17 protein-coding genes are annotated in these 18,932 nt (G+C 57.9%); 11 read left to right on the top strand and 6 right to left on the bottom strand.

What is annotated here, in order from left to right:
* The first annotated feature begins 178 nt into the window (after positions 1-178).
* The 6 genes from BCY88_RS09625 (at position 179) to BCY88_RS09595 (ending at position 6,723) form a co-directional block, all read left to right on the top strand.
* The gene (locus BCY88_RS09625) at positions 179-1,231 is read left to right on the top strand and encodes a helix-turn-helix domain-containing protein (RefSeq protein ID WP_120344031.1); all 1,053 of its coding nucleotides are present in this window, start codon (positions 179-181) and stop codon (positions 1,229-1,231) included.
* Between the two features lie 60 nt (positions 1,232-1,291).
* Positions 1,292-1,795 carry a hypothetical protein gene (locus tag BCY88_RS09620; RefSeq protein WP_120344030.1) on the top strand — a complete coding sequence of 168 codons (504 nt, stop codon included), beginning with the start codon at positions 1,292-1,294 and terminating at the stop codon, positions 1,793-1,795.
* A 221-nt stretch (positions 1,796-2,016) separates the two neighbouring features.
* On the top strand, positions 2,017-2,643 hold the full coding sequence (locus tag BCY88_RS09615; protein ID WP_120344029.1) for a hypothetical protein: 627 nt from the start codon (positions 2,017-2,019) through the stop codon (positions 2,641-2,643).
* Between the two features lie 623 nt (positions 2,644-3,266).
* On the top strand, positions 3,267-3,800 hold the full coding sequence (locus tag BCY88_RS09605; RefSeq protein ID WP_120344027.1) for a MarR family winged helix-turn-helix transcriptional regulator: 534 nt from the start codon (positions 3,267-3,269) through the stop codon (positions 3,798-3,800).
* Positions 3,801-4,319: 519 nt separating this feature from the next.
* The gene (locus tag BCY88_RS09600) at positions 4,320-5,159 is read left to right on the top strand and encodes an alpha/beta fold hydrolase (protein ID WP_259461303.1); all 840 of its coding nucleotides are present in this window, start codon (positions 4,320-4,322) and stop codon (positions 5,157-5,159) included.
* A gap of 16 nt (positions 5,160-5,175) precedes the next feature.
* Positions 5,176-6,723: a flavin-containing monooxygenase gene (locus tag BCY88_RS09595; protein WP_120344025.1), complete on the top strand. Its 1,548-nt coding sequence runs from the start codon at positions 5,176-5,178 to the stop codon at positions 6,721-6,723.
* A 117-nt stretch (positions 6,724-6,840) separates the two neighbouring features.
* Here the strand turns inward: BCY88_RS09595 and BCY88_RS09590 are convergent, their stop codons facing one another.
* From BCY88_RS09590 to BCY88_RS09570, 5 genes are all read right to left on the bottom strand, one after another.
* On the bottom strand, positions 6,841-7,968 hold the full coding sequence (locus BCY88_RS09590; RefSeq protein ID WP_120344024.1) for a porin: 1,128 nt from the start codon (positions 7,966-7,968) through the stop codon (positions 6,841-6,843).
* A gap of 204 nt (positions 7,969-8,172) precedes the next feature.
* On the bottom strand, positions 8,173-9,018 hold the full coding sequence (locus tag BCY88_RS09585) for a fumarylacetoacetate hydrolase family protein (RefSeq protein ID WP_120344023.1): 846 nt from the start codon (positions 9,016-9,018) through the stop codon (positions 8,173-8,175).
* A gap of 90 nt (positions 9,019-9,108) precedes the next feature.
* A complete protein-coding gene (locus BCY88_RS09580; RefSeq protein ID WP_120344022.1) occupies positions 9,109-9,507 on the bottom strand; it encodes a RidA family protein in 399 nt (132 codons plus the stop codon).
* 21 nt (positions 9,508-9,528) lie between these two features.
* Positions 9,529-10,674: an alpha-hydroxy acid oxidase gene (locus BCY88_RS09575; protein WP_120344130.1), complete on the bottom strand. Its 1,146-nt coding sequence runs from the start codon at positions 10,672-10,674 to the stop codon at positions 9,529-9,531.
* A gap of 46 nt (positions 10,675-10,720) precedes the next feature.
* Positions 10,721-11,974, bottom strand: a complete 1,254-nt coding sequence (locus BCY88_RS09570) for an aspartate aminotransferase family protein (RefSeq protein ID WP_120344021.1) — start codon at positions 11,972-11,974, stop codon at positions 10,721-10,723.
* Positions 11,975-12,339: 365 nt separating this feature from the next.
* Here BCY88_RS09570 and BCY88_RS09565 point away from each other — a divergent pair, with 365 nt between their 5' ends.
* The 5 genes from BCY88_RS09565 (at position 12,340) to BCY88_RS09545 (ending at position 17,837) form a co-directional block, all read left to right on the top strand.
* Positions 12,340-13,599: an ABC transporter ATP-binding protein gene (locus tag BCY88_RS09565; RefSeq protein ID WP_310796115.1), complete on the top strand. Its 1,260-nt coding sequence runs from the start codon at positions 12,340-12,342 to the stop codon at positions 13,597-13,599.
* Between the two features lie 93 nt (positions 13,600-13,692).
* Positions 13,693-14,769 carry an extracellular solute-binding protein gene (locus BCY88_RS09560; protein ID WP_120344020.1) on the top strand — a complete coding sequence of 359 codons (1,077 nt, stop codon included), beginning with the start codon at positions 13,693-13,695 and terminating at the stop codon, positions 14,767-14,769.
* A gap of 19 nt (positions 14,770-14,788) precedes the next feature.
* Positions 14,789-15,682, top strand: a complete 894-nt coding sequence (locus BCY88_RS09555) for an ABC transporter permease (protein WP_120344019.1) — start codon at positions 14,789-14,791, stop codon at positions 15,680-15,682.
* Complete coding sequence (locus tag BCY88_RS09550) at positions 15,679-16,512, top strand: ABC transporter permease (protein WP_120344018.1); 834 nt, start codon at positions 15,679-15,681, stop codon at positions 16,510-16,512. Before BCY88_RS09555 ends, BCY88_RS09550 begins: the two co-directional genes overlap by 4 nt.
* Positions 16,513-16,613: 101 nt before the next feature.
* The gene (locus BCY88_RS09545) at positions 16,614-17,837 is read left to right on the top strand and encodes a M24 family metallopeptidase (RefSeq protein WP_183081327.1); all 1,224 of its coding nucleotides are present in this window, start codon (positions 16,614-16,616) and stop codon (positions 17,835-17,837) included.
* 21 nt (positions 17,838-17,858) lie between these two features.
* On the opposite strand, the gene BCY88_RS09540 is transcribed toward BCY88_RS09545, so the two are convergent.
* Complete coding sequence (locus BCY88_RS09540) at positions 17,859-18,857, bottom strand: LacI family DNA-binding transcriptional regulator (RefSeq protein ID WP_120344016.1); 999 nt, start codon at positions 18,855-18,857, stop codon at positions 17,859-17,861.
* Between the last annotated feature and the right edge of the window lie 75 nt (positions 18,858-18,932).

The raw sequence follows: 18,932 nt of genomic DNA, 5'->3' as shown, positions 1-18,932 counted from the left end.
GCGCCGCACGCCTGATAAATGTTCGATCGCCACCCTGTGCCGTGGATGCAGGAACCTACCGGTATGTGCGGTGCGCTTTCGCGGAAAGGAATCTTCATGCACATAGCTTCATTCAGGCCGGCAGCGATCATATCGATCCGCTCGTATCGTCTGCGTCCCTCGTTCGCCGCGGTCGGCCATGTCTAACGGTTCCCCTCTGGACATGTATCGATTCACGACCGTCGATGAGCCAGGAGCGCAACGGTTCGATGCGTGGGCCGCGGCGATTTCGACATGTGAATACGAACGGCCCGAGAATGGGACGGTGCCGTTCGATGCTGAATTTCACGCGACCCGATTCGGCCCGTTCGTGCTCGCTGGCCGCCGTTGGCTCCAACCGGAGCAGCAGGTTCTTTACCGGACGATACGAAGCACCAAAAAGATTCGAAATGATCAGATCGATCACTACCATCTGGTGCTGCAACTGACGGGGGGCGCGGTCGGCGAGTGGGCGCACTCGACGGGATGTACACGTGCAGGCGGCCTCTACCTGTTCGACATGAACAGGCCGTTTGATTGCATGGTGACGACCGGTGACACCATTGGTTTGGTGATTCCGCGGGATCTATTTCAATCGCTCGATCTCAAGCGGTACGGCGACATCTTTGATCCGGCGATTGGCGCCATTCTGAAAGATCATCTGCTCTCCTTGATGGGCAATATGGAGCAGTTGAATGTCGAAGCCGTTCCGTATGTGACCCGTGCCACCAATAATCTATTGAGAGCGGCACTGATGCGCTCACCTGAAACGTTGAACGAGGCGGAATCGGAAATCAACATTGCGTTGATCCGGCGTGCGCGTCAGTTCATCGAGACGAATCTGATGCGAGCGGACTTGTCGCCGGATGTGATCAGTGCGGCACTTGGCGTATCGCGGGCGAGACTCTACAAACTGTTCGCAGGGCACGGTGGGGTCATGCGCCAGGTTCAGCAACAGCGTCTGGAGCGGGCGTACGACGTGCTTTCTGACCCGGATATGCCGAGGGAGCGTATTGCAGATGTGGCCTGGCGCCATGGATTTACTGACGAGAAATATTTTAGCCGTGCGTTTCGTGCGCGATTTGGTTGTATGCCTCGGGAGGCCGTCGAGTTTGCGCGGGTAAAAAGCACAACGGGTCTATCCGCTGCGGCACGCGAGCAGACCGTCAACCCTCTGCTCCCGGAATGGCTTGGGGCTCGCGGTGAAGGGTGACGGACGTTGATGTGTTCTTCTTATTAATTTCACAAGATATGTTGATGAGGAAGGAAGGCAATGAGTGCCATGTTCAGATTGAGATTCTTTATTCTTGATGTTTTCAAGAGAAATACTATTTTACGCGGTTTGACGATTGCCCTTGCGGGTGGGAGTTTTCTGATTTTGTCCGGCTGCGCAGCAGATGGGCATTTGATCTCGGTGCAGGAAGCTATCGCCAATAGTCGCTGGACCGGCCGCCCGATTAGTGAGGCCTTGGCAAAATGGGGCAAGCCTACCGGTGGGGTGAAGCACGCCGAGGATGGAACGAGCGTCTACATATGGCCTTTTGGGCAAAACTACAGCTATGGCCTGTTAACCGGCACCAATACTCAGTGGGTGGCCGGCGGGGCGCCCGGGGGGACGTTGGTTACCGAAAATCAGTATGAGGAGCATACGGACACAATGGAATGTACGATGATAATTAATGTGGATGCCAAAGGAATCATCACTCATTTTGAAACAAAAACGAAATTCCTGCAAAACGGATGCCGCAGCTTTTATCATAGTCCCAAGGCTCCTTGACGGACGAGGCAAAAAGGATGTTTTGATATTTAAAAATGAATGGATATTCGCGTTGTCTTCGCGCTCGCGGTGATGGGGTATTGAGGCGAACCGGGAATTGTGGATGCCGGTGCGATTCAGGGCGCCTGACATGCCCTGGTGAAGGTTGCGAACACCGCGTCGATGCATGCCATGACACGCAGGCGTTCGTCGAACAATCCGCGGACCTTACGGAGAGTGGAATGTATCAAACTGCGACCGATCATCCGGCGAGAGAGCTTCGAATGCGGACATCTCAGAACACGGGCAGGCTCATTGGAGTCTCAGCCTTTCTGCTGGCGGCGACCATGTTGGCAGGTTGTGAAGATATGGCGCGAAACGGGCTGGTCTATTCGCACCGGGACAGTTTTGTACATGAGAGTGATACCGACCCGACCGACAATATCTCCGACCCCCTCTGGGCAAGAAGAATCAACAACGACAGGGCCGCAGTGAAGGATGGGTCGTCGCCTCAGAAAGTGGTCGATCTGGACATTCAGATGGCGAGAATGATGCCCGAAGCACAAGCCATCGTGGCCGCGCAGGATCAGGCGAGAGCGCAGGCATGGATACAGAAATACGATGCACTGAACCATGAAATGCTGGACGCGCAGATGCGTTCCGGCACAGCCGGTTTGGCCGCGAATTCCTGGTCTAAAGGGGCGTGGATTCAGAAGGGAGACTCGGACCCTTGTATTGCCCTCAATGGACAAAATCTCTGCCAACCGGGCGTCGCACAGAACTACCAGGGCTCAGTTCCCAAAGCCCTTCAGGAAATGGCATCCATACTGGCGGACCAACAACGCCAGCGGCAGCGGATGAACAAGTAGACGTGAGCTCTCCGTCGCCCTGATACGCTGCCCGCATGGCAACGGACGGAAGCCCGCTGCGCTTCGATTGCATAGCCTTTTACTCGCGTCGCGTCGCTGAGCGACTATATGGACGTCGTCCGGGAAAGCGATTCGGTATCGCTTGAGCAGTCGATGACGTCGGATATGCCGTGGCAAGAGGGGGCGATTGTCGCCTCAGAGTATTGGGGATGTGCCCGAATGCAGGAGACCACGAATCAATATGCGGTTCGAATCAGCGTCCCGAATAACGCACTGTACATAGCCGTTGACTGGCGCGAAGTGGGCGAAAAACGGATTGGGCTGGCGACTGCATGCGTACAGACTGACGGTGGCAAGTACCCATGTTTCGATCGTCATCGTGATTTCGAGTCCGCGTAGCGGCCTTTGATCGTGCAGTATCGGTAGACCGTGGTCGGGCAGGGCTTTGCGGACCACTGTTGGAGTCAGCTCTCCTCCGCTAACACGTCGATATCCACAGACAGGCTCGTCTGAAGGAATTCAGGGGAACTTTGCAGGCCGACGCGTTCGCGGGTGCAACGCGATCTACGGAGGTTGTGATTGTTTGCCGGGGCGGTGTGCGGCGGCGGAGTTTCGGCAGCCCAATGTATAATCGCCCCCTCAATTTCAATCCCCTGTCCAGTATGGCGACTAACACGAAAGATCAGGAAAATCCGGGCTTTCTGATCAGGCGCTTGCAGCAGATATCCGTCATGCTCTTCCTCGAGAAGCTGGAACCGCTCGGCATCACGCCCATGCAGTTCACGATTCTCCGCATTGTGCATGAGGAGCCAGGTATCGATCAGGTTTCGACAGCACGGCGCGCGTTTCTTGACCAATCCACCGTGACTGACGTTGCTGGGCGATTGGAGCAAAAAGGCTTGCTGATTCGTGTACCGGGCCGGATCGATCGCCGAAAGAAAGTGCTTCGACTGACGTCCGAAGGCGAGGCAGTGTTGGTTGACGCGCGTCCGCTGGCTGACGCTGCCAGGAAGGAACTACTTTCCGGTTTGACGCGTGAGCAGAAGAAGACGGTACTGGAGCTGATCTCCATCATCGTGCAAGGCAAGTCGGATGAAATCCTGGGCGGTCCCGAGCGACGTCCTTGGGGCCGATCCAGAAACGATGAAGATTTGTAAGTAGAAACCGCTGCTGCGGGGCGCTTAGATCCATTGAGCGGTTGCGACCTTGTCGCGAACCGCATTTCATCGATCAGGATGTTCGATAAAAAATATAGAAAATCTCCTGGTTAATCCCCGCTTCCTGTCATTCATTTCACCGCTCTGATGAATCCGCGGTTCAGCTCTGAACCGCGGGCGGCACACGCTCGGAAACATGGTGCGTAGCGCTATCCGTTGAACGCACGCGTCTTGCTGCCTCCACACTGACACACGCCTCCGGTTTGTCCGTACGAGGAACGGATAAGAACGTCCAGAGGCTAGCCGGAACTCGAACGCTGTCTCGCGTGCCATTCACATGCCTGTTGACACGACGTTCGAGTGTGATAATCTTGAGTGTACTCATCATTTTTGATGGTGGAACAATTTTCGCGCCCGGCTTGGTAACGGCGTCGGGCAATGGGTAGCAGGGGCATGGAGACCGCGAATAGGTCGGAGACAACCCATTCGCGATTACAGGATTTTTTAAAAGAGGCTAGCGTGCAACTTCATCCAGTTCTTTCCGAATTCCAGATAAACATTGGTAAGCATTCCATACGTTGTTACGATTCCGATCCGTCGCGAAAAAAAACGGATACGATCGTTTTGATGCATGGCACCGGCGGCTCGGCTGCGCTCAACTTCTGGGCGTTGTTCCCGATGCTCGCCATGCGCCACCGGGTGGTTGCATTCGATTTCGTCGACATGGAAGACGACACGAATGGCGGATATATCGAACAGGCCAACGCGGTCATTGAAGCGACTTCATTCAATCGGCCCGTACATATCGTGGGGTATTCGTTTGGCGCGGTGATTGCGGCGCAGATCGCGGCAATGCGCCCGTCCACGGTGGCGTCTCTAACGCTCGTCGCTGGATGGCTGAAAACGGATCGCCATCAACTTCTGCGTAACGATGTGTGGCGTGATCTCCATGAGGCCCAGCATGCCTCGTTGGCGACATTTTCGTTTCTGAGTCAATTCAGTCAGCAATTCATCAATTCGAAAACGTCAGCCGAAATTGACGCCATGATCGGGAGCATTCGAAACGGTCCGGATCGAGCGGCGAAGATGCGTTTCAACCGGACAGTAGACATCACCGAACAGGTCGAGAAAATCAGCTCGCCCACGCTGATTGTGGGATGTACGTTCGATCAGATGGTTCCGCTTAGGCATTCACGATTGCTGTTTGGCGCGATCGAAAACAGCCGCTTTGCGCAAATCGATGCGGGACACGGTGTTGTTGTCGAGCGTCCGTCCGAGTTGTTCACCATGATCGACACGTTTGTCAAAGACCCCGAGGCGGAATTGCCCGGGACCATCTTGCTCAATAACCACGCCTGAATTGCAGGGAACCACGATGAACCAAGCAACAGACTTCAAAGACTCGGCTGTTTCTGTCGACGTAGTAATTATCGGAAGCGGATTTTCCGGGTTGGGAATGGCGACGGCTTTGCAACGCAAGCAAGGCGTCAATTTTGTCGTGCTGGAACGCGCGCACGACGTGGGCGGGACCTGGCGCGACAATACGTACCCCGGCGCGGCATGCGATATCCAGTCGCACCTGTACTCGTATTCATTCCGTCCGAATCCGAAATGGACGCGCGTTTACGCCCAGCAGCCGGAAATTCTCGAATACCTTCGTGCGACGGCGAAGGAAGAGAATCTCCTGCCATACATACGGTTTGGCGAGGAGGTCTTGCGTGCCGACTGGATCGAGGCGCGGAAATTGTGGAAGATCGAGACAAATACGACCGTCTATTACGCGTCAGCGCTGATTTCGGCTGCGGGACATCTGTCCGATCCGTCATTTCCGAGTATCGAGGGGTTGGAAGGTTTCGAAGGCGAATTGTTTCATTCTGCTCGGTGGAAGCACTCATATGACTACGCGGGAAAACGCGTGGGTGTTATCGGCACGGGAGCATCCGCGATTCAGATCGTTCCGGAACTGGAAAAAACGGTTCAGCATCTCACTGTTTTCCAGCGCTCAGCGCCTTACATCATTCCTCGTCAGGACTATGAATACACGAAAGCCGAACGCGGCATGTTTGCGCGTTTCCCGGACTCAGCTCAAGCGTTGCGCGATGAACTTTTCTGGGGAAATGAGAGTCGATTTCCTCAGCGGCGCCGTGTTCCAGCCTTCATCGATCAGATAACGCGAACGGCTCGCCAGCATCTTGACGCGCAAATACTGAATCCCGAACTCAAGAAGAAATTGACGCCGGACTATGCGATAGGCTGCAAGCGGATCCTGATTTCCAACGACTACTATCCCGCGTTGACGCAAGATCACGTTTCGCTGGAAACGGCGGGCATCGTGAGAGTAGAGCCGTCGGGCGTCGTTCTTCGGGACGGCCGGCGCGTCGATCTGGACCTGCTGGTTGTGGCGACGGGGTTTGAAGCCGCCGACCTGCCGATTGCCCAAAGGATTTTTGGCAAGAACCAGCTTCCGCTTGCGGATGCATGGCATGGCGGCGGGCAAGCGTTTGCCTGCACGACCGTGGCAGGCTTTCCCAATCTCTTTGTCATGCTTGGGCCGAATACCGGTTTGGGCGCCGGTTCGATCATTTACATGGTTGAAACGCAGGTTCGCTACATCGAGGAGGCGGTGGGATTCGCATTGAACAAGCGCGCGATGCTTGAACCGCAAGCCGAAACTCAGGAGCGTTACGTCCAGAGTATCTACGAGAGGGCAAACGGATCTGTCTGGGTGGAGGGTGGGTGCAGCAGTTGGTATTTGCATCCAACGAGCGGCAAGCTCACTACGCTCTGGCCAGACTTCATGAGTCAGTTCAGGCGCGAAAACGGTAAGTTTTCGACGGACGGATACGATGTCAGCCTGCTCGATGAAGAACGGCATGTCGTCAGTCAATCAGGATCGTCATTCTCAACTGGACGTCCGACATAAAGAACGTGCTTGCAATGGTGTGTGCGAGCCTGCGTGAATAGAAGAAGAGACTGTTCCATCCCGCTTGAAACCGGTTGCGGGATGGAGCAGTCTCAGATTGATGTGGAGCAGGAACGATTAAAACCGGTGTCGGATTCCAACCATTACCAGTTCTTGCGTGCTGGTTCCTCCGTCCACATACGCGTCGGCGATCACCGCTTGAGCCGGGCCCGCACCGTTGCTGCCCGACGCGTGTTCATAACTCGCCGACGCGTAGAGATCCGTTCGCTTGCTGAGCGCGTAGTCCGCGGCGATAGTGACCTGATGATAGGTGGCCGACGAATCTCCGTGCGACTTCAGGAAATCGTAACCCACCTCGAGCTGCGTAGCTGGGGAGACTTGCCACAACGCATACACCGATCCGTTGTTATAGCGCTCGCTGGACGTGAATTTTGAACTGGCGTCTGCCAGATACTCCGAGTAACTATAGTAGCCGCCCAAAGTAACCGGGCCCACGACGTAACTGGCGCCTGCCCGCGCTATGTTGAAGCTCTTCGCCGTGGCGTACGCCGCGTTGACGGGCGAAAAGAAAATGCTGTCGGCGCTGGTCGTGCCGCGTGACGAATAAGTCGCGTTGCCGTTGTCTTCATGATAGAACCCCGCTGCCATCGTCAGCGGCCCATGGTTGTAGTTTGCCGCAACGCTATAGGTCGAACCGGAGCCCGTTGCTCCCGCCACACCGCCCAACGAATACATCGCTGCCACCTGAAGTCCCGACCATACGGGGCTTGTCCATTTGACCGCGTTGCTCACGTGAATTGACGAGTCGGCCAGATCGACGTCGCCGGGTGCGGTGAAATACTCCAGATAATTGTTGCCTTGTACCGAGATGACAAGGTCGTCCAGAACATCGAACTGGCGTCCGAGCGTAATCGTACCGAGCGTGTCGCTCGCGATGCCAACGTATGCCTTGCGACCGAAGAGCAAACTGCCCGACATGCTCCCCGTATTGACGTTGAAACCATCCTGCAGGTTGAATACCGCCTTCAGGCCACCGCCGAGATCTTCCGTTCCCCGGATTCCCCACTGACTAACGGAAAGTTGCCCCGATTGCAGCTTGATCTGATTGTTAGCACCGCCGGTATTGTGGGTATATTGGATCGAATTGTCGATGATTCCATACAGCGTCACGGAGCTTTGCGCCAATGCGAGCGGCGCAAAGGTAATTGCTCCGATTGCGAGTCCAGATCGAAGGTGATTCTTCACGTTAGATACTCCTCTGTCGATGAAATAGGTAAGCCGTCGCCCTTGTCAAAATTCGGGCGCAAGTCTTGTTCGATGCGTTGGTGGCCGTTCGATGTTTTTTCGTCAACACTTCTATGAACGATTGTTCTCCTTCTGGAAATTGAAAATTATCATTTGGAATGCTTATTAATATGAAGAACTGAAAACTGCATGATCATCAACCGGTCAAGCTTCTTCTTCGATTCGGTTTGTCAAGACTCCAAGTCGCTCGACCTCCACTTCGACGACATCACCCGCGTGCAGCCAGAGTGGTGGGTTTCTCCTGGCGCCTATGCCACCGGGCGTTCCGGTCAGGATTACGTCGCCCGGTTCGAGGCAAGTGAATTGCGAGCAGTACTCGATCTGCCGGGGAATATCGAAGATCATCTGATCGAAGCATGCCGACTGCACGACTGCCCCGTTCAAACGTGTTTCGATGGTGAGTTTCGATAGTTTGCCCAGTTCATCGGGGGTCATCATCCACGGCCCGAACGCGCCGGTACCAGGAAAATTCTTGCCGGGCGTGTACTGATGCGTGTGCCGCTGAAAGTCGCGAACGCTTCCATCGTTGTAACAGGCGTATCCCGCAACGTGTGCCAAGGCCTCGTCGCGTTCGATATAACGGCCTGCTTTCCCAATCACAAGCGCAAGCTCACCCTCGTAATCGAATTCGGCCGACACCTTCGGCTTGATCATTGGTGCAAGATGCGCCGTCTGGCTGCTGGCAAAACGCACAAATATCGTTGGGTGCTCCACGTCGGATCGACCGGTTTCCTTACGATGCATTTCATAGTTCAGACCCACGCAGAGGATCTTTTGAGGATTGGGGATGACCGGTAACCACTCGACTGAGGTCAAAGCATATGACGGCGCCTGCGCCGACACTTGCGCCACGCCATCCAGATTTGCCGCGATAGCCGCTTTCAGGTCGGCAAACTGGTGAATCATCACCTGACCCACGTCGAGGAACTCGTTGCCGCGAACGATCCCCCAGGTGAGTCGGCCTTCAATCCTGACCGAGGATAGTTTCATCGTATTCCCTAAAAAAACTGGATTGTTTGCACCGCTGGCCGACACACAGGGAGTCGAAGTGCACAGGGGTGCTCGGTCCTGTCTGCTCGTTCAATCGATCGCAGCCATTGCGTCGATTTCGATCAGCAACTCCGGTGTTACCAGCGAACTGACGCCGACCAGCGTGCTGGCGGGATAAGGGCCGCTGCCGAGAAAGCGATTGCGCACGGTGCGCACAAGAGCGGCTTTCTCGGCGCTGAGATCCACGACATAAGTCACCACCTTGACGACATCGGCGGGACCGGCGCCTGCCGCCTCAAGCGCGGCGAAAAGATTGGCATAGACCTGGTCGGTCTGTAGCGCGAGATCACCTGCACCAATCAGGCGGCCCGTCGCATCTTTGGAAACCTGACCCGAAACGTGAACGAGACGTCCCGGACCTGAGACGGTGACGTGGGAAAAACCCACCGGGGCAGCCAGTCCCGGAAGAGTGAGATAGTCGATCTTCATGTTTGCTCTCGTTATTGCGATTTAAAAGGTATCCGGAATAAGGATGGAACGATTGACCTTCGCGATGTCGGTGTGCCCGCAATGGGCCATCGTCACGTCCAATTCCTTGTGCAAAATCTGCAATGCCTTACTGACGCCGGCTTCACCCATGGCACCCAGGCCGTACACCATGGCGCGGCCGATCAGCGTGCCGCGCGCGCCGAGCGCCCACGCCTTGAGTACGTCCTGGCCGGTGCGAATGCCACCATCCATCCAGACTTCGCTTTTGTGCCCGATCGCATCGACGATGGCGGGCAACGCTCGAATGGACGACGGCGCGTGATCCAGAACCCGTCCGCCGTGATTACTGACCACGACGACGTCGGAGCCATGCGTGACGGCCTGCGCCGCGTCTTCCGCATCCATGATGCCCTTGACGATCAGCTTGCCGTCCCATTGACGGCGAATCCAGCTGATGTCATCCCAACAGAGCCGTGGATCGAATTGCTCGCTGGACCACGCAGAGAGCGAATGGATATTGCTGACCGATTGCACGTGCCCTACGAGGTTGCCGAACGTGCGGCGCTTCGTTCGCACCATGCCTGAACACCATCGCAGTCTGGACGCGAGATTGATCAGATTGGCAAGAGTCGGTCTGGGGGGGACGGTCATGCCGTTCTTCAGATCCTTGTGCCGCTGACCCGGGACCTGGATGTCCACCGTCACCATCAGGGCCGAACACTTCGCCGCTTTGCACCGATCGATCATCCTGACCATCGCGTCGCGATCTCGCATCATGTAGAGCTGGAACCAGAAGGGCGCATTGGTGTTGGCGGCAACGTCCTCGATCGAACAGATACTCATCGTCGACAACGTGAACGGGATGCCGAATTTTTCGGCTGCGCGAGCGGCGTGGATCTCGCCGTCGGCGTGCAGCATGCCTGTCAGGCCAACCGGCGCGATGGCGACCGGCATGGCTGCGGGTTGCCCCGCCATGACAACCGCGGTACTGCGATTCGCCAGATTACCCATCACGCGCTGCCGGAAGAGAATCCGCGCAAAGTCGGACTCGTTGGCCCGATAGGTCGTCTCGGTCCACGAGCCGCTGTCGGCATAGTCGTAAAACATCCGCGGCACGCGACGTTTGGCGAGCAACCTGAGATCGTCGAGGCAGGTGATTACCGGCATGGCTGCGGCATCCTTGTCCGAACCGTGCTGGCGTGAAGCGGTGTGCTCATGACAGTTGGTCCATCGCATCGACAACCGCTGACGCCGCGCGATCGATGACATCGCTGTTCATGACCGTGCTGATGGCCACCACACCGTGTCGAGCGATGAGCACGCCACGCTCATACAGCGCCCACCAAAGCCGGCGCTGAACGTCGAGGATCGCGGCGTTGTCGCGCGCGTGAGCCGGGAATATCCGGCAAAGCGAACCTTGCCCGCGAGGCTGCCAACCGTGCCGGGCAAGCGGCTCGACAAGCTGGTCGCGAAAGCGCTGGCCGAGCGCATCGATGTGAGCCAGTGCCGGTGCGCCCAGCAGATCGAGCGCCGCAACGCCGGCGGCCATCGACACGGGATTGGCCGCGAAGGTCCCGCCGTGCTCGAGCGATTGACCACTGAGCGTGTCCAGCCCAGCCATCCAATGGACCTTGCCGACCAGGGCTCCGACGGGCAGTCCGCCGCCGATGAGCTTGCCCAGACAGACCAGATCGGCGTCGAGCGAGCGCGCGCCGACCAGGCCGCCGTAGCCCAGCCGGAAGCTGATGACCTCGTCGACCACGAGGGCGATACCGTGACGGCGTGCGAGCCGCATGGCCGTCTCCAGGAAGGCGTCGCCCGGCGGCACCATGCCGATCCGGTTGGGTAGAAGGTCTAGCACGATCGCGGCGAATTGCCCGGGACCGCTGTTCACCATTTTTTCGAGCGCCGCCGCGTCGTTGAAGCCGACGACCTCCGTTTGATCCCACATTCCCGACGGAATACCGCGCGCAACCCGCGGACCCATCGTCGGCAGCAGCGACTCTCCCCAGCCGTGATAGGAGCCGTTCACGACGATTACGCGGGAGCGGCCCGTTTGAGCACGTGCAAGGCGAACGGCTAGTTGCACAGCCTCGGTTCCCGAGTTGGTATAGCGCACCTGGTCGAGACCTGTGAGCCGGTTCACCAGGCGTCTCGCATGTTCGATCTCGTGACGGTTTGGCAGCCCGAAGGCCATGCCCGCGGCAGCCGCTTCCTGCACGGCCGAAACGATGACTGGATGGGCATTGCCATGAACGTTGACGGTGAACGTGCCGTGCAGGTCGATCAGCTCCCGGCCGGTGTCGTCCCATAGCCGCCAGCCTTCGCCGCGCACGGCGGTGGGCGACCATGGTCCGACGGCAAGCATCGTCTTGCCGATGCCGCCAGGTAGCAGGCTATGGCCTCGCGGACCGGTGTTGACTTGGGCAAGGGGACTGCGCAACGAGTCCGATAGCGCTTGTGACATGTGATCTCCAACGTCTGGATAGAAAAATACTTAGAGAAGAAACGTTTCTGCATAATCGAGTTTCATAAACGCACTGTCAAGTGCGGATCTACCCAAGTGATCTCGTCAACATTAAGTATTCGTACGAACAGAGGAGGTCTCGTGCAGTGACGGAAAGCGAAAAATTTGGCCATAATCATGCATTTTTCTTAGATATTGTCTGGAAATTCGTGTGCTTTCACACCCGCCGCAACGACACGAATTGACACCGTTTTTTTGTGGCAATAGGGTGTACCCTCATTGAAGAAACGTTACTTCTCGAATAAATTTCTCGATATCGGGTTAGCCCGAGTTCGTGATCTGGAAGCGTTAAAGGAAAGGACTACGTGAAGACAACTCATACCCAGCCGCGTGTCGACGGGTCGCTATCTGCGGTGCGTGAGGCGATCGCCACTGTGGATAACGACGGAAGTGCCCGGGAGGCAGCGATCGGCGGCGGACGATTGGGCGGCGTTTTCGGGCTCGGCAGCGGCGACAGATCGAATCCGGGTCTGCGTCGAACGGGACCCGCAAGCGTCGAATTTGAACGGGTTTCCAAACGATTCGGCAGCGCGGCGCCCGCAATCGAAAATCTCGATCTGAAAATCAATCCTGGCGAATTCCTGACTTTGCTCGGACCAAGCGGCTCAGGCAAGACAACCGCGCTGAACCTGCTGGCGGGTTTTCTCAAGCCAACTTCCGGACGCATTCTGATCGACGGAAAAGTGGTCAGTGATTTGGCCGCCCACAAGCGCAATGTCGGCGTCGTGTTTCAGCACTATGCGTTGTTCCCGCATCTCACTGTCGCGCAGAACATTGCCTACCCCTTGAAGCAAAGGGGGATTCAGCGGGCGGAGATCGAGAAACGGGTACACGACGCACTGCGCTCGGTCTCGCTTCAGTCGTACGCGGATCGCCTGCCGAGTCAGCTCTCAGGCGGACAACAGCAACGCGTGGCCGTTGCGAGAGCAACGGTATTTCATCCCAACCTGTTGTTGATGGATGAGCCCCTGGGCGCACTCGACAAAAAATTGCGGGAATCCGTGCAGCTCGAAATCAAGCGCATGCATAAGGAACTGGGCGTCACGATTGTGTTCGTCACGCACGATCAGGAAGAAGCGCTGGTGATGTCGGACCGTATCGCTGTCTTCAACGGCGGAAAAATACATCAGATCGGCACAGCCACGCAGCTCTACGACGAACCCGAATCGCAATTCGTGGCGCAGTTTCTCGGCGACTCGAATTGCTGGGTCGGGGAGGTCGGCGCGGGTGACTCTGATCGTGCCGAGGTAAGCGGCCCGGATTGGCGTATCGCTGGTCGTCGAATCGCGGCCACGCCGCGGCAGGGGCGCGCGGCGGTGGTCGTTCGCCCGGAGCGAAGCAAGGCACTGGCAAGAGGCGATCGTGTCGAGGGCTGGAACCATGTACCCGCGCGAATCCGGGACGTCGTCTATCTCGGATCGATGCGCAAGATAGTCGCGGATCTGGATGCCGGCGGCGTCGCGCAGGTGGTGTGCCAGCCCGATGCGGTCATGCCGGCTGGGCCGGAAATCACCATTGCGTTCTCGCCGGAGTTTACGCGCATCGTGCCCGCGTCGCCTTCCTGAAGCACCGGGATGCCTTCATCGGAAGACGGGCGATGCACCTTTCCGATAAACGTCGCAGTTAGTTTCTGAACATTCAATTTACGGAAAACAGATATGAACAACGATCGTCGTGGCCGCGCTGCTAAAACCGGCAATGTATTGGCACTTTCGGTATCCGTGGCAATGTTGTTTGCCGCAGTGTCGCCCACGGCCCTCGCGGCCACGGCGAGCGGCAGCTTGCCCGATCTGAAAGGCGCGTCGCTGATTTTTGCGGGCTTTGGCGGTGATCTCCAGAAGAATGAAGACTATGCGTGGCTGAAACCATTCGCGACGGCAACCGGCGTGAAAATCAGCCAGACGGATTCACCCGATCTCGCGCGGCTTCAACTTCAACAGCAGGCTAGAAACGTCGGTGTCGACGTCGTGGAAATCGAATCGTCGACGGTCAACGAAGCGTGCGGCACGGTATTTGTGCCACTCAATATCGATCGATCCCAAATCGACCCGACGTTGGACTCGAATAAATGTGGCGTGCCCGTGGTCAAGTTTTCCTATGTACTGGCCTATAACTCGAAGGCTTTTTCGACGCCACCGTCGAGCGTGGCCGACTTTTTCGACGTCAAGAAGTTTCCGGGCCGGCGTGGCGCAGTCAACAACGTGAATAGCGGCTTGGTCGAGGCGGCCCTGATTGCCGACGGCGTGCCTAGACAAAAGCTTTATCCGGTCGACATTGATCGAGCCTTGAAAAAAATCAGTGACATCAAGTCATCGGTCGACTTCAAAGGTTCGTTTGCGCTGGTTCAGGACGCACTGGCCAGCGGTGAATTGTCATTGGCCGTGCTTCCCAACGGGCGGGCATTGAACGCTGCAAAAGCCAACCCCGATATCAAGGTCGTTTTCAAGGATGCCGTCACTTTGTACGACGATCTCGCCATTCCGGTCGGCGCAAAAAATATGGAGGCGGCAACGGCGTTTCTTCAATACGTGGCACGGCACGCGACGCAAGTCGCTTTAGCGGAACGCTTCCCTTATGGCGTGGGCACGAAGGGACCCGCTCCGCAACTCAGCGAGCAGGCTCGTGCCTTTTACCCCGATACCTATTCGAATCAACTTCTGATTCAGGATCCGAAGTGGTGGGCTGTCAACGAAGCGACCGCGCAGCAGCGATGGGTCGAAACGTTTTCCAAGTAGATCCGTCGAGGTAGATTCCATGCAAGCTCCAACTTCAGCGAATGGGCCCATCGGCCTGCCTGCCAGAAAAGGCGGAACGGGAGGCGATGTGTGGTGGGCGGTCGCTATTCCTGTCCTCGCATTTCTCGTCGTCCTGTTCGTTTACCCGACGGGCATGCTGCTCCTGAAAACGTTCTCCCAGTTCGATGCGCCTCAGCGCGCCGGACTGGACAATCTGACCTGGTTTCTCGGCAACGCGGCCAACATGACTATCCTGGTCCGGACATTCATAGTAGCTGCCGTCAGCACCTGCCTGTCCGCGTTGATCGCATTTCCCTACGCGTACGTCATGACGATCGTGACCCCGCGAGTTCGCACCTGGATGTTGGGCGCGGTTCTCGTCTCGATGTTTCTCGGGATCCTGCTGCGCAATTTTTCATGGGTGGTGTTGCTGCAGTCCACCGGTCCTATGAATACGGTCCTTGCGTGGCTGGGAATCGGCCGCATCAGATTTCTGGGCACGCTGACAGCGGTTCTGATGGGCATGGTGCACGTCCTTTTTCCCTACATGGTGCTGCCGCTGTACTCCGTGCTGCAGGCAATCGATCGCAGACTGTTGCTGGCGGCCGAAAGTCTGGGCGCGCCGCCATCGAAAGCCTTTGTCCAGATCTATGTTCCGTTGGCGCTGCCGGGACTGATCGCCGGGGCAATGCTGGTTTTTGTGCTGGCACTCGGTTTCTATATCACACCCGCTGTTTTAGGATCGCCCCAGCAATCGCTCATGGCTCAAGTCATTTATTCGCAGTTTGAACGAACGGCAGCGTTTGGACGTGCCGGCGCGATGGCACTGGTGCTGTCCGTCGCGGCGCTCGCGATGGTCGCGTTGATGGCCCGGGTCAACCGCCGCAGCCGCCTATATGGAGGCACGGCATGAGCGAGACCGAATTCGGCGGTACCAGAAACCAGCTCTGGCGCTGGGGGCAGGGCGTCGTCTGCGTACTGATCGCAGCATGGCTGATTCTTCCTCTGGTCACCATCGTTCCGATCAGTTTTAGCGCGCAGGACAGTTTCGCTTTTCCGCCACGGGCATGGACCTTCGACCGCTACCGATCACTCGCCGAAGATCAATGGATCGAACCGATCCTGAACAGTCTGCTGGTCGCCTGTCTGACCGGTATTCAATGCGCGATCTTCGGCACGTTGGCGTCGTTCGGCATCGTTCGGAGTCGATCCCGTTTTGTCGGACTGGTGAGATTGCTCGTGCTTGCGCCGCAAATAGTACCGATCGTGGTTGTCGGCTTAGGCATCTACCTTGTGTTCCTTCGATGGCACTTCACCGGAACGTGGTGGGGATACGCATTTGCGCACACAGTGCTGTGTTTGCCATTTGTCGTCGTTCCCGTAACGGCGGCATTGCAGGTATTCGATCAAAGACTGGAACTGGCGTCCGCCAGTCTGGGAGCCGGCCCTGTGGCAACGTTTCGGCAGGTGACATTCCCATTGATCAGACCCGCCATCCTGAGCGGCACGTTGCTGGCATTTCTGGGTTCGTTCGACGAACTCGTGGTGGCGCTGTTCCTGCAATCACCATCGTTTCTGACCCTGCCTGTGCAGTTATATCGAAGCATGACCGACACGATCGATCCGACGGTTGCGGCAGTCGCGACGATCGAAATGACGCTGGTCGTCATAGGCGTCGTTGCAACGCAGATTTTTCATGGGAAGAAACTCCGCGTCGCGGCTGCTTCGAACAAATCCCACTAGTCGACCAGATGGACGTTCAGCGGCAGGACGTTTGGCGGCACCGCTCCGCGCGGCGTCGCCTGGTCCGGTCGCACGCCAGGTCGTTATTCAAGGAGTTTTATATGCAGTGTGTTCAACCCCGCCCCACGTCGCTGCCGCGCCCTAGCGACGCGGAATTGCATGAGCGGCAAACTCGCGCTCTCGAATCGGCGCTGCGCGCCGGCTTCGATGGTCTTATCGTCTGGGGGCGAGGCGCCACCAACGTCGATGGCTGCGCGGATCTGCTCTATCTCACCAACCACATATCGACGGTGAGTCATATTCCCGACAGCGACGCGCATCGCGGCAGGGGACATGCCGCCCTGGTGCTGGTGCCTGGGCGGGATCCGGTTCTCGTTACCGACGCGTACGACATCGATCCATCCATCGTCGGCGTGAGCGACATCCGGATGTCGACTTACGTCGATCGCGATACCGCGCGCGTCGCGCTCGAATCCGGATTAGGCGGTCGCAAAATCGGTCTGGCAGGCCAGACTGGGTTGCTTCATAGCGCCGCCGTTTGCATGTCGCAGGAACTGGGCGGCACGACGTCGCTGGTGCCAGCCGATTTCATTCTGACGGCGCTGCGCCTCGTGAAAAGCCCGCACGAAATCGAACTGCTGAAGGACGCGTCGAGGATCGGTTGCGAGTGGATGCAGGTTGTACTCGACGCCGCGCAACCCGGCCGCACGGAAGGCGAGGTTGCCGGCGAGGGACTTCGCTGGTTTGCCGCGAGCGGCGGGTGGGCCTACGATGTCGCAATCTCAAGCGGGCCGTGGGCGCACCGGTATCGTCACCGGCAGGCATTGCCGACATGGGATTCCACGCGCCGGATCGAAGCGGGCGATCTGCTTCACGTGGACCTCTGGGGGCCTGCCGCCCACGGCTACTACTGCGACCTGACCCGATCCATCGTCGTCGGGAAAAAGCCGACGGATCCACAGCGCAAATTGCTCGAAGACGCGGTCCAACTCGTCGAGACCGTGATCGAAACCGTCGAGCCGGGGCGTAAGCTGTCGGATCTGTACGCGGCGGGCGTACGGTGCATGGAACGCCGGGGAGGCGGCGGCTCGGCGTTCTCCGCCATGGTCCCGTTCTTCGGACATTCACTCGGACTGGAATGCGAAAGCCCGTTCATCACCGAGTCGGCACATGAAATCATCGTGCCCGACATGGTCCTGGCAATCGAATGTTTCCTCGGCGAGGGAGACGGTCGAGGCGCTGGTTTCGAGCACGTGATTCACGTCCGGGAAGACCGTGTCGATATTCTGACGGACGGCGTCGCACCGAGGCCCTGGCTCGCCTGACGGTCTATCGCGGCTGCGGGCTCAGCCGCGCAACGCCGGCGCTGAGCGTCTGATGATGATATCGGTGACGATCAGTTGTTGCGCGGGTGGTTGAGCCCCCTTGATGCTGTCGATCAGGGTGGAAGCGGCGAGCACGCCGACTTGCTCGGGGTGCTGGTGGGTAGCGGTAATGGACGGCTTCGTGTGGGCAAGGTCGGGGCTGTCGGATGCACAGAGCAAAAGAATATCGCCGGGAACCTTGAGGCCGCGCGCTTGTAGTCGGGATAGCACGGCAATGGCCAGTTTGTCGCTCTGGGTAAGGATCGCGTCGGCGTTACGACTCGTGACGGAGTCGAGCGCCTCGTCGATCGACTTTTCATCAATGCCGCCGCATAGCTGCAGAAAAAACGCCGACTCGGTATCGTCCGCCCACTGTTCCGCGCCAACGCGCATGTCATTCGAGTAACTCTTGGCGGTATCGAACGCCAGCATGGCCAAGGCGCTACCGGGACGCACCGTGCGCGCAAGCATTTGCCGGGTGCCGCGCGTATTGTCGTCATCGACCCAGGGCTCCTGACCATTCTCGATATCGCGGCCCACGGTAATCACGAAGGTGCCGCTTTCCCGAAGGCACTTCAATACCGGGTCCCGCGCGACCGGGTCGACCACGATCGCGCCGTCCAGTGGGATCGGCATGGTGGAAAGGGCGTCCGCGTTGTAGGGCAGCAGGACCAATGCGTAGCCCGCGGCTAATGCTGTTTCAGTCGCCTTGTTGGCGATCGTCGACCAGTACCAGGCGGTGGACAACGTAGCGGATGGAGCAGGTGAAATCACCAGCCCGAGCAGGCCAAGGCCGCTGCCGCGAAGACCTCTGGCGAGTGCATTGGGCCGGTAACCGAGCTGGTTCGCAACTTCCCGCACCCGGGCCCGGGTCTCAGCGGAAAGCCTTCCTTTACCCGAAAGGGCATCCGACACCGTCGTCGGCGTGACGCCGGCGGCGGTTGCAACGTCTTTGATCGTGGCGCGTGTCGATCGCTTCATCAGTTTTTTTCGTATCGGTAATGGGACGGCTATCCGAGGCGCACTGCGCTTCACCGCCGCACGGCTGCGGCGTGC

The organism is Paraburkholderia fungorum (assembly GCF_003610895.1).
GTDB lineage: Bacteria > Pseudomonadota > Gammaproteobacteria > Burkholderiales > Burkholderiaceae > Paraburkholderia > Paraburkholderia fungorum_B.
Note: the sequence above shows the minus strand (reverse complement) of the source record. Positions and strands in the feature narration are given on the sequence as shown.

Coding starts and splice junctions, on each gene's coding strand:
- BCY88_RS09595 (WP_120344025.1), top strand. CDS start 5,176: ATGAACCAAGCAACAGACTTCAAAGACTCGGCTGTTTCTGTCGACGTA.
- BCY88_RS09545 (WP_183081327.1), top strand. CDS start 16,614: ATGCAGTGTGTTCAACCCCGCCCCACGTCGCTGCCGCGCCCTAGCGAC.
- BCY88_RS09620 (WP_120344030.1), top strand. CDS start 1,292: ATGAGTGCCATGTTCAGATTGAGATTCTTTATTCTTGATGTTTTCAAG.
- BCY88_RS09625 (WP_120344031.1), top strand. CDS start 179: ATGTCTAACGGTTCCCCTCTGGACATGTATCGATTCACGACCGTCGAT.
- BCY88_RS09615 (WP_120344029.1), top strand. CDS start 2,017: ATGTATCAAACTGCGACCGATCATCCGGCGAGAGAGCTTCGAATGCGG.
- BCY88_RS09540 (WP_120344016.1), bottom strand. CDS start 18,857: ATGAAGCGATCGACACGCGCCACGATCAAAGACGTTGCAACCGCCGCC.
- BCY88_RS09560 (WP_120344020.1), top strand. CDS start 13,693: ATGAACAACGATCGTCGTGGCCGCGCTGCTAAAACCGGCAATGTATTG.
- BCY88_RS09555 (WP_120344019.1), top strand. CDS start 14,789: ATGCAAGCTCCAACTTCAGCGAATGGGCCCATCGGCCTGCCTGCCAGA.
- BCY88_RS09585 (WP_120344023.1), bottom strand. CDS start 9,018: ATGAAACTATCCTCGGTCAGGATTGAAGGCCGACTCACCTGGGGGATC.
- BCY88_RS09550 (WP_120344018.1), top strand. CDS start 15,679: ATGAGCGAGACCGAATTCGGCGGTACCAGAAACCAGCTCTGGCGCTGG.
- BCY88_RS09570 (WP_120344021.1), bottom strand. CDS start 11,974: ATGTCACAAGCGCTATCGGACTCGTTGCGCAGTCCCCTTGCCCAAGTC.
- BCY88_RS09605 (WP_120344027.1), top strand. CDS start 3,267: ATGTATAATCGCCCCCTCAATTTCAATCCCCTGTCCAGTATGGCGACT.
- BCY88_RS09575 (WP_120344130.1), bottom strand. CDS start 10,674: ATGCCGGTAATCACCTGCCTCGACGATCTCAGGTTGCTCGCCAAACGT.
- BCY88_RS09580 (WP_120344022.1), bottom strand. CDS start 9,507: ATGAAGATCGACTATCTCACTCTTCCGGGACTGGCTGCCCCGGTGGGT.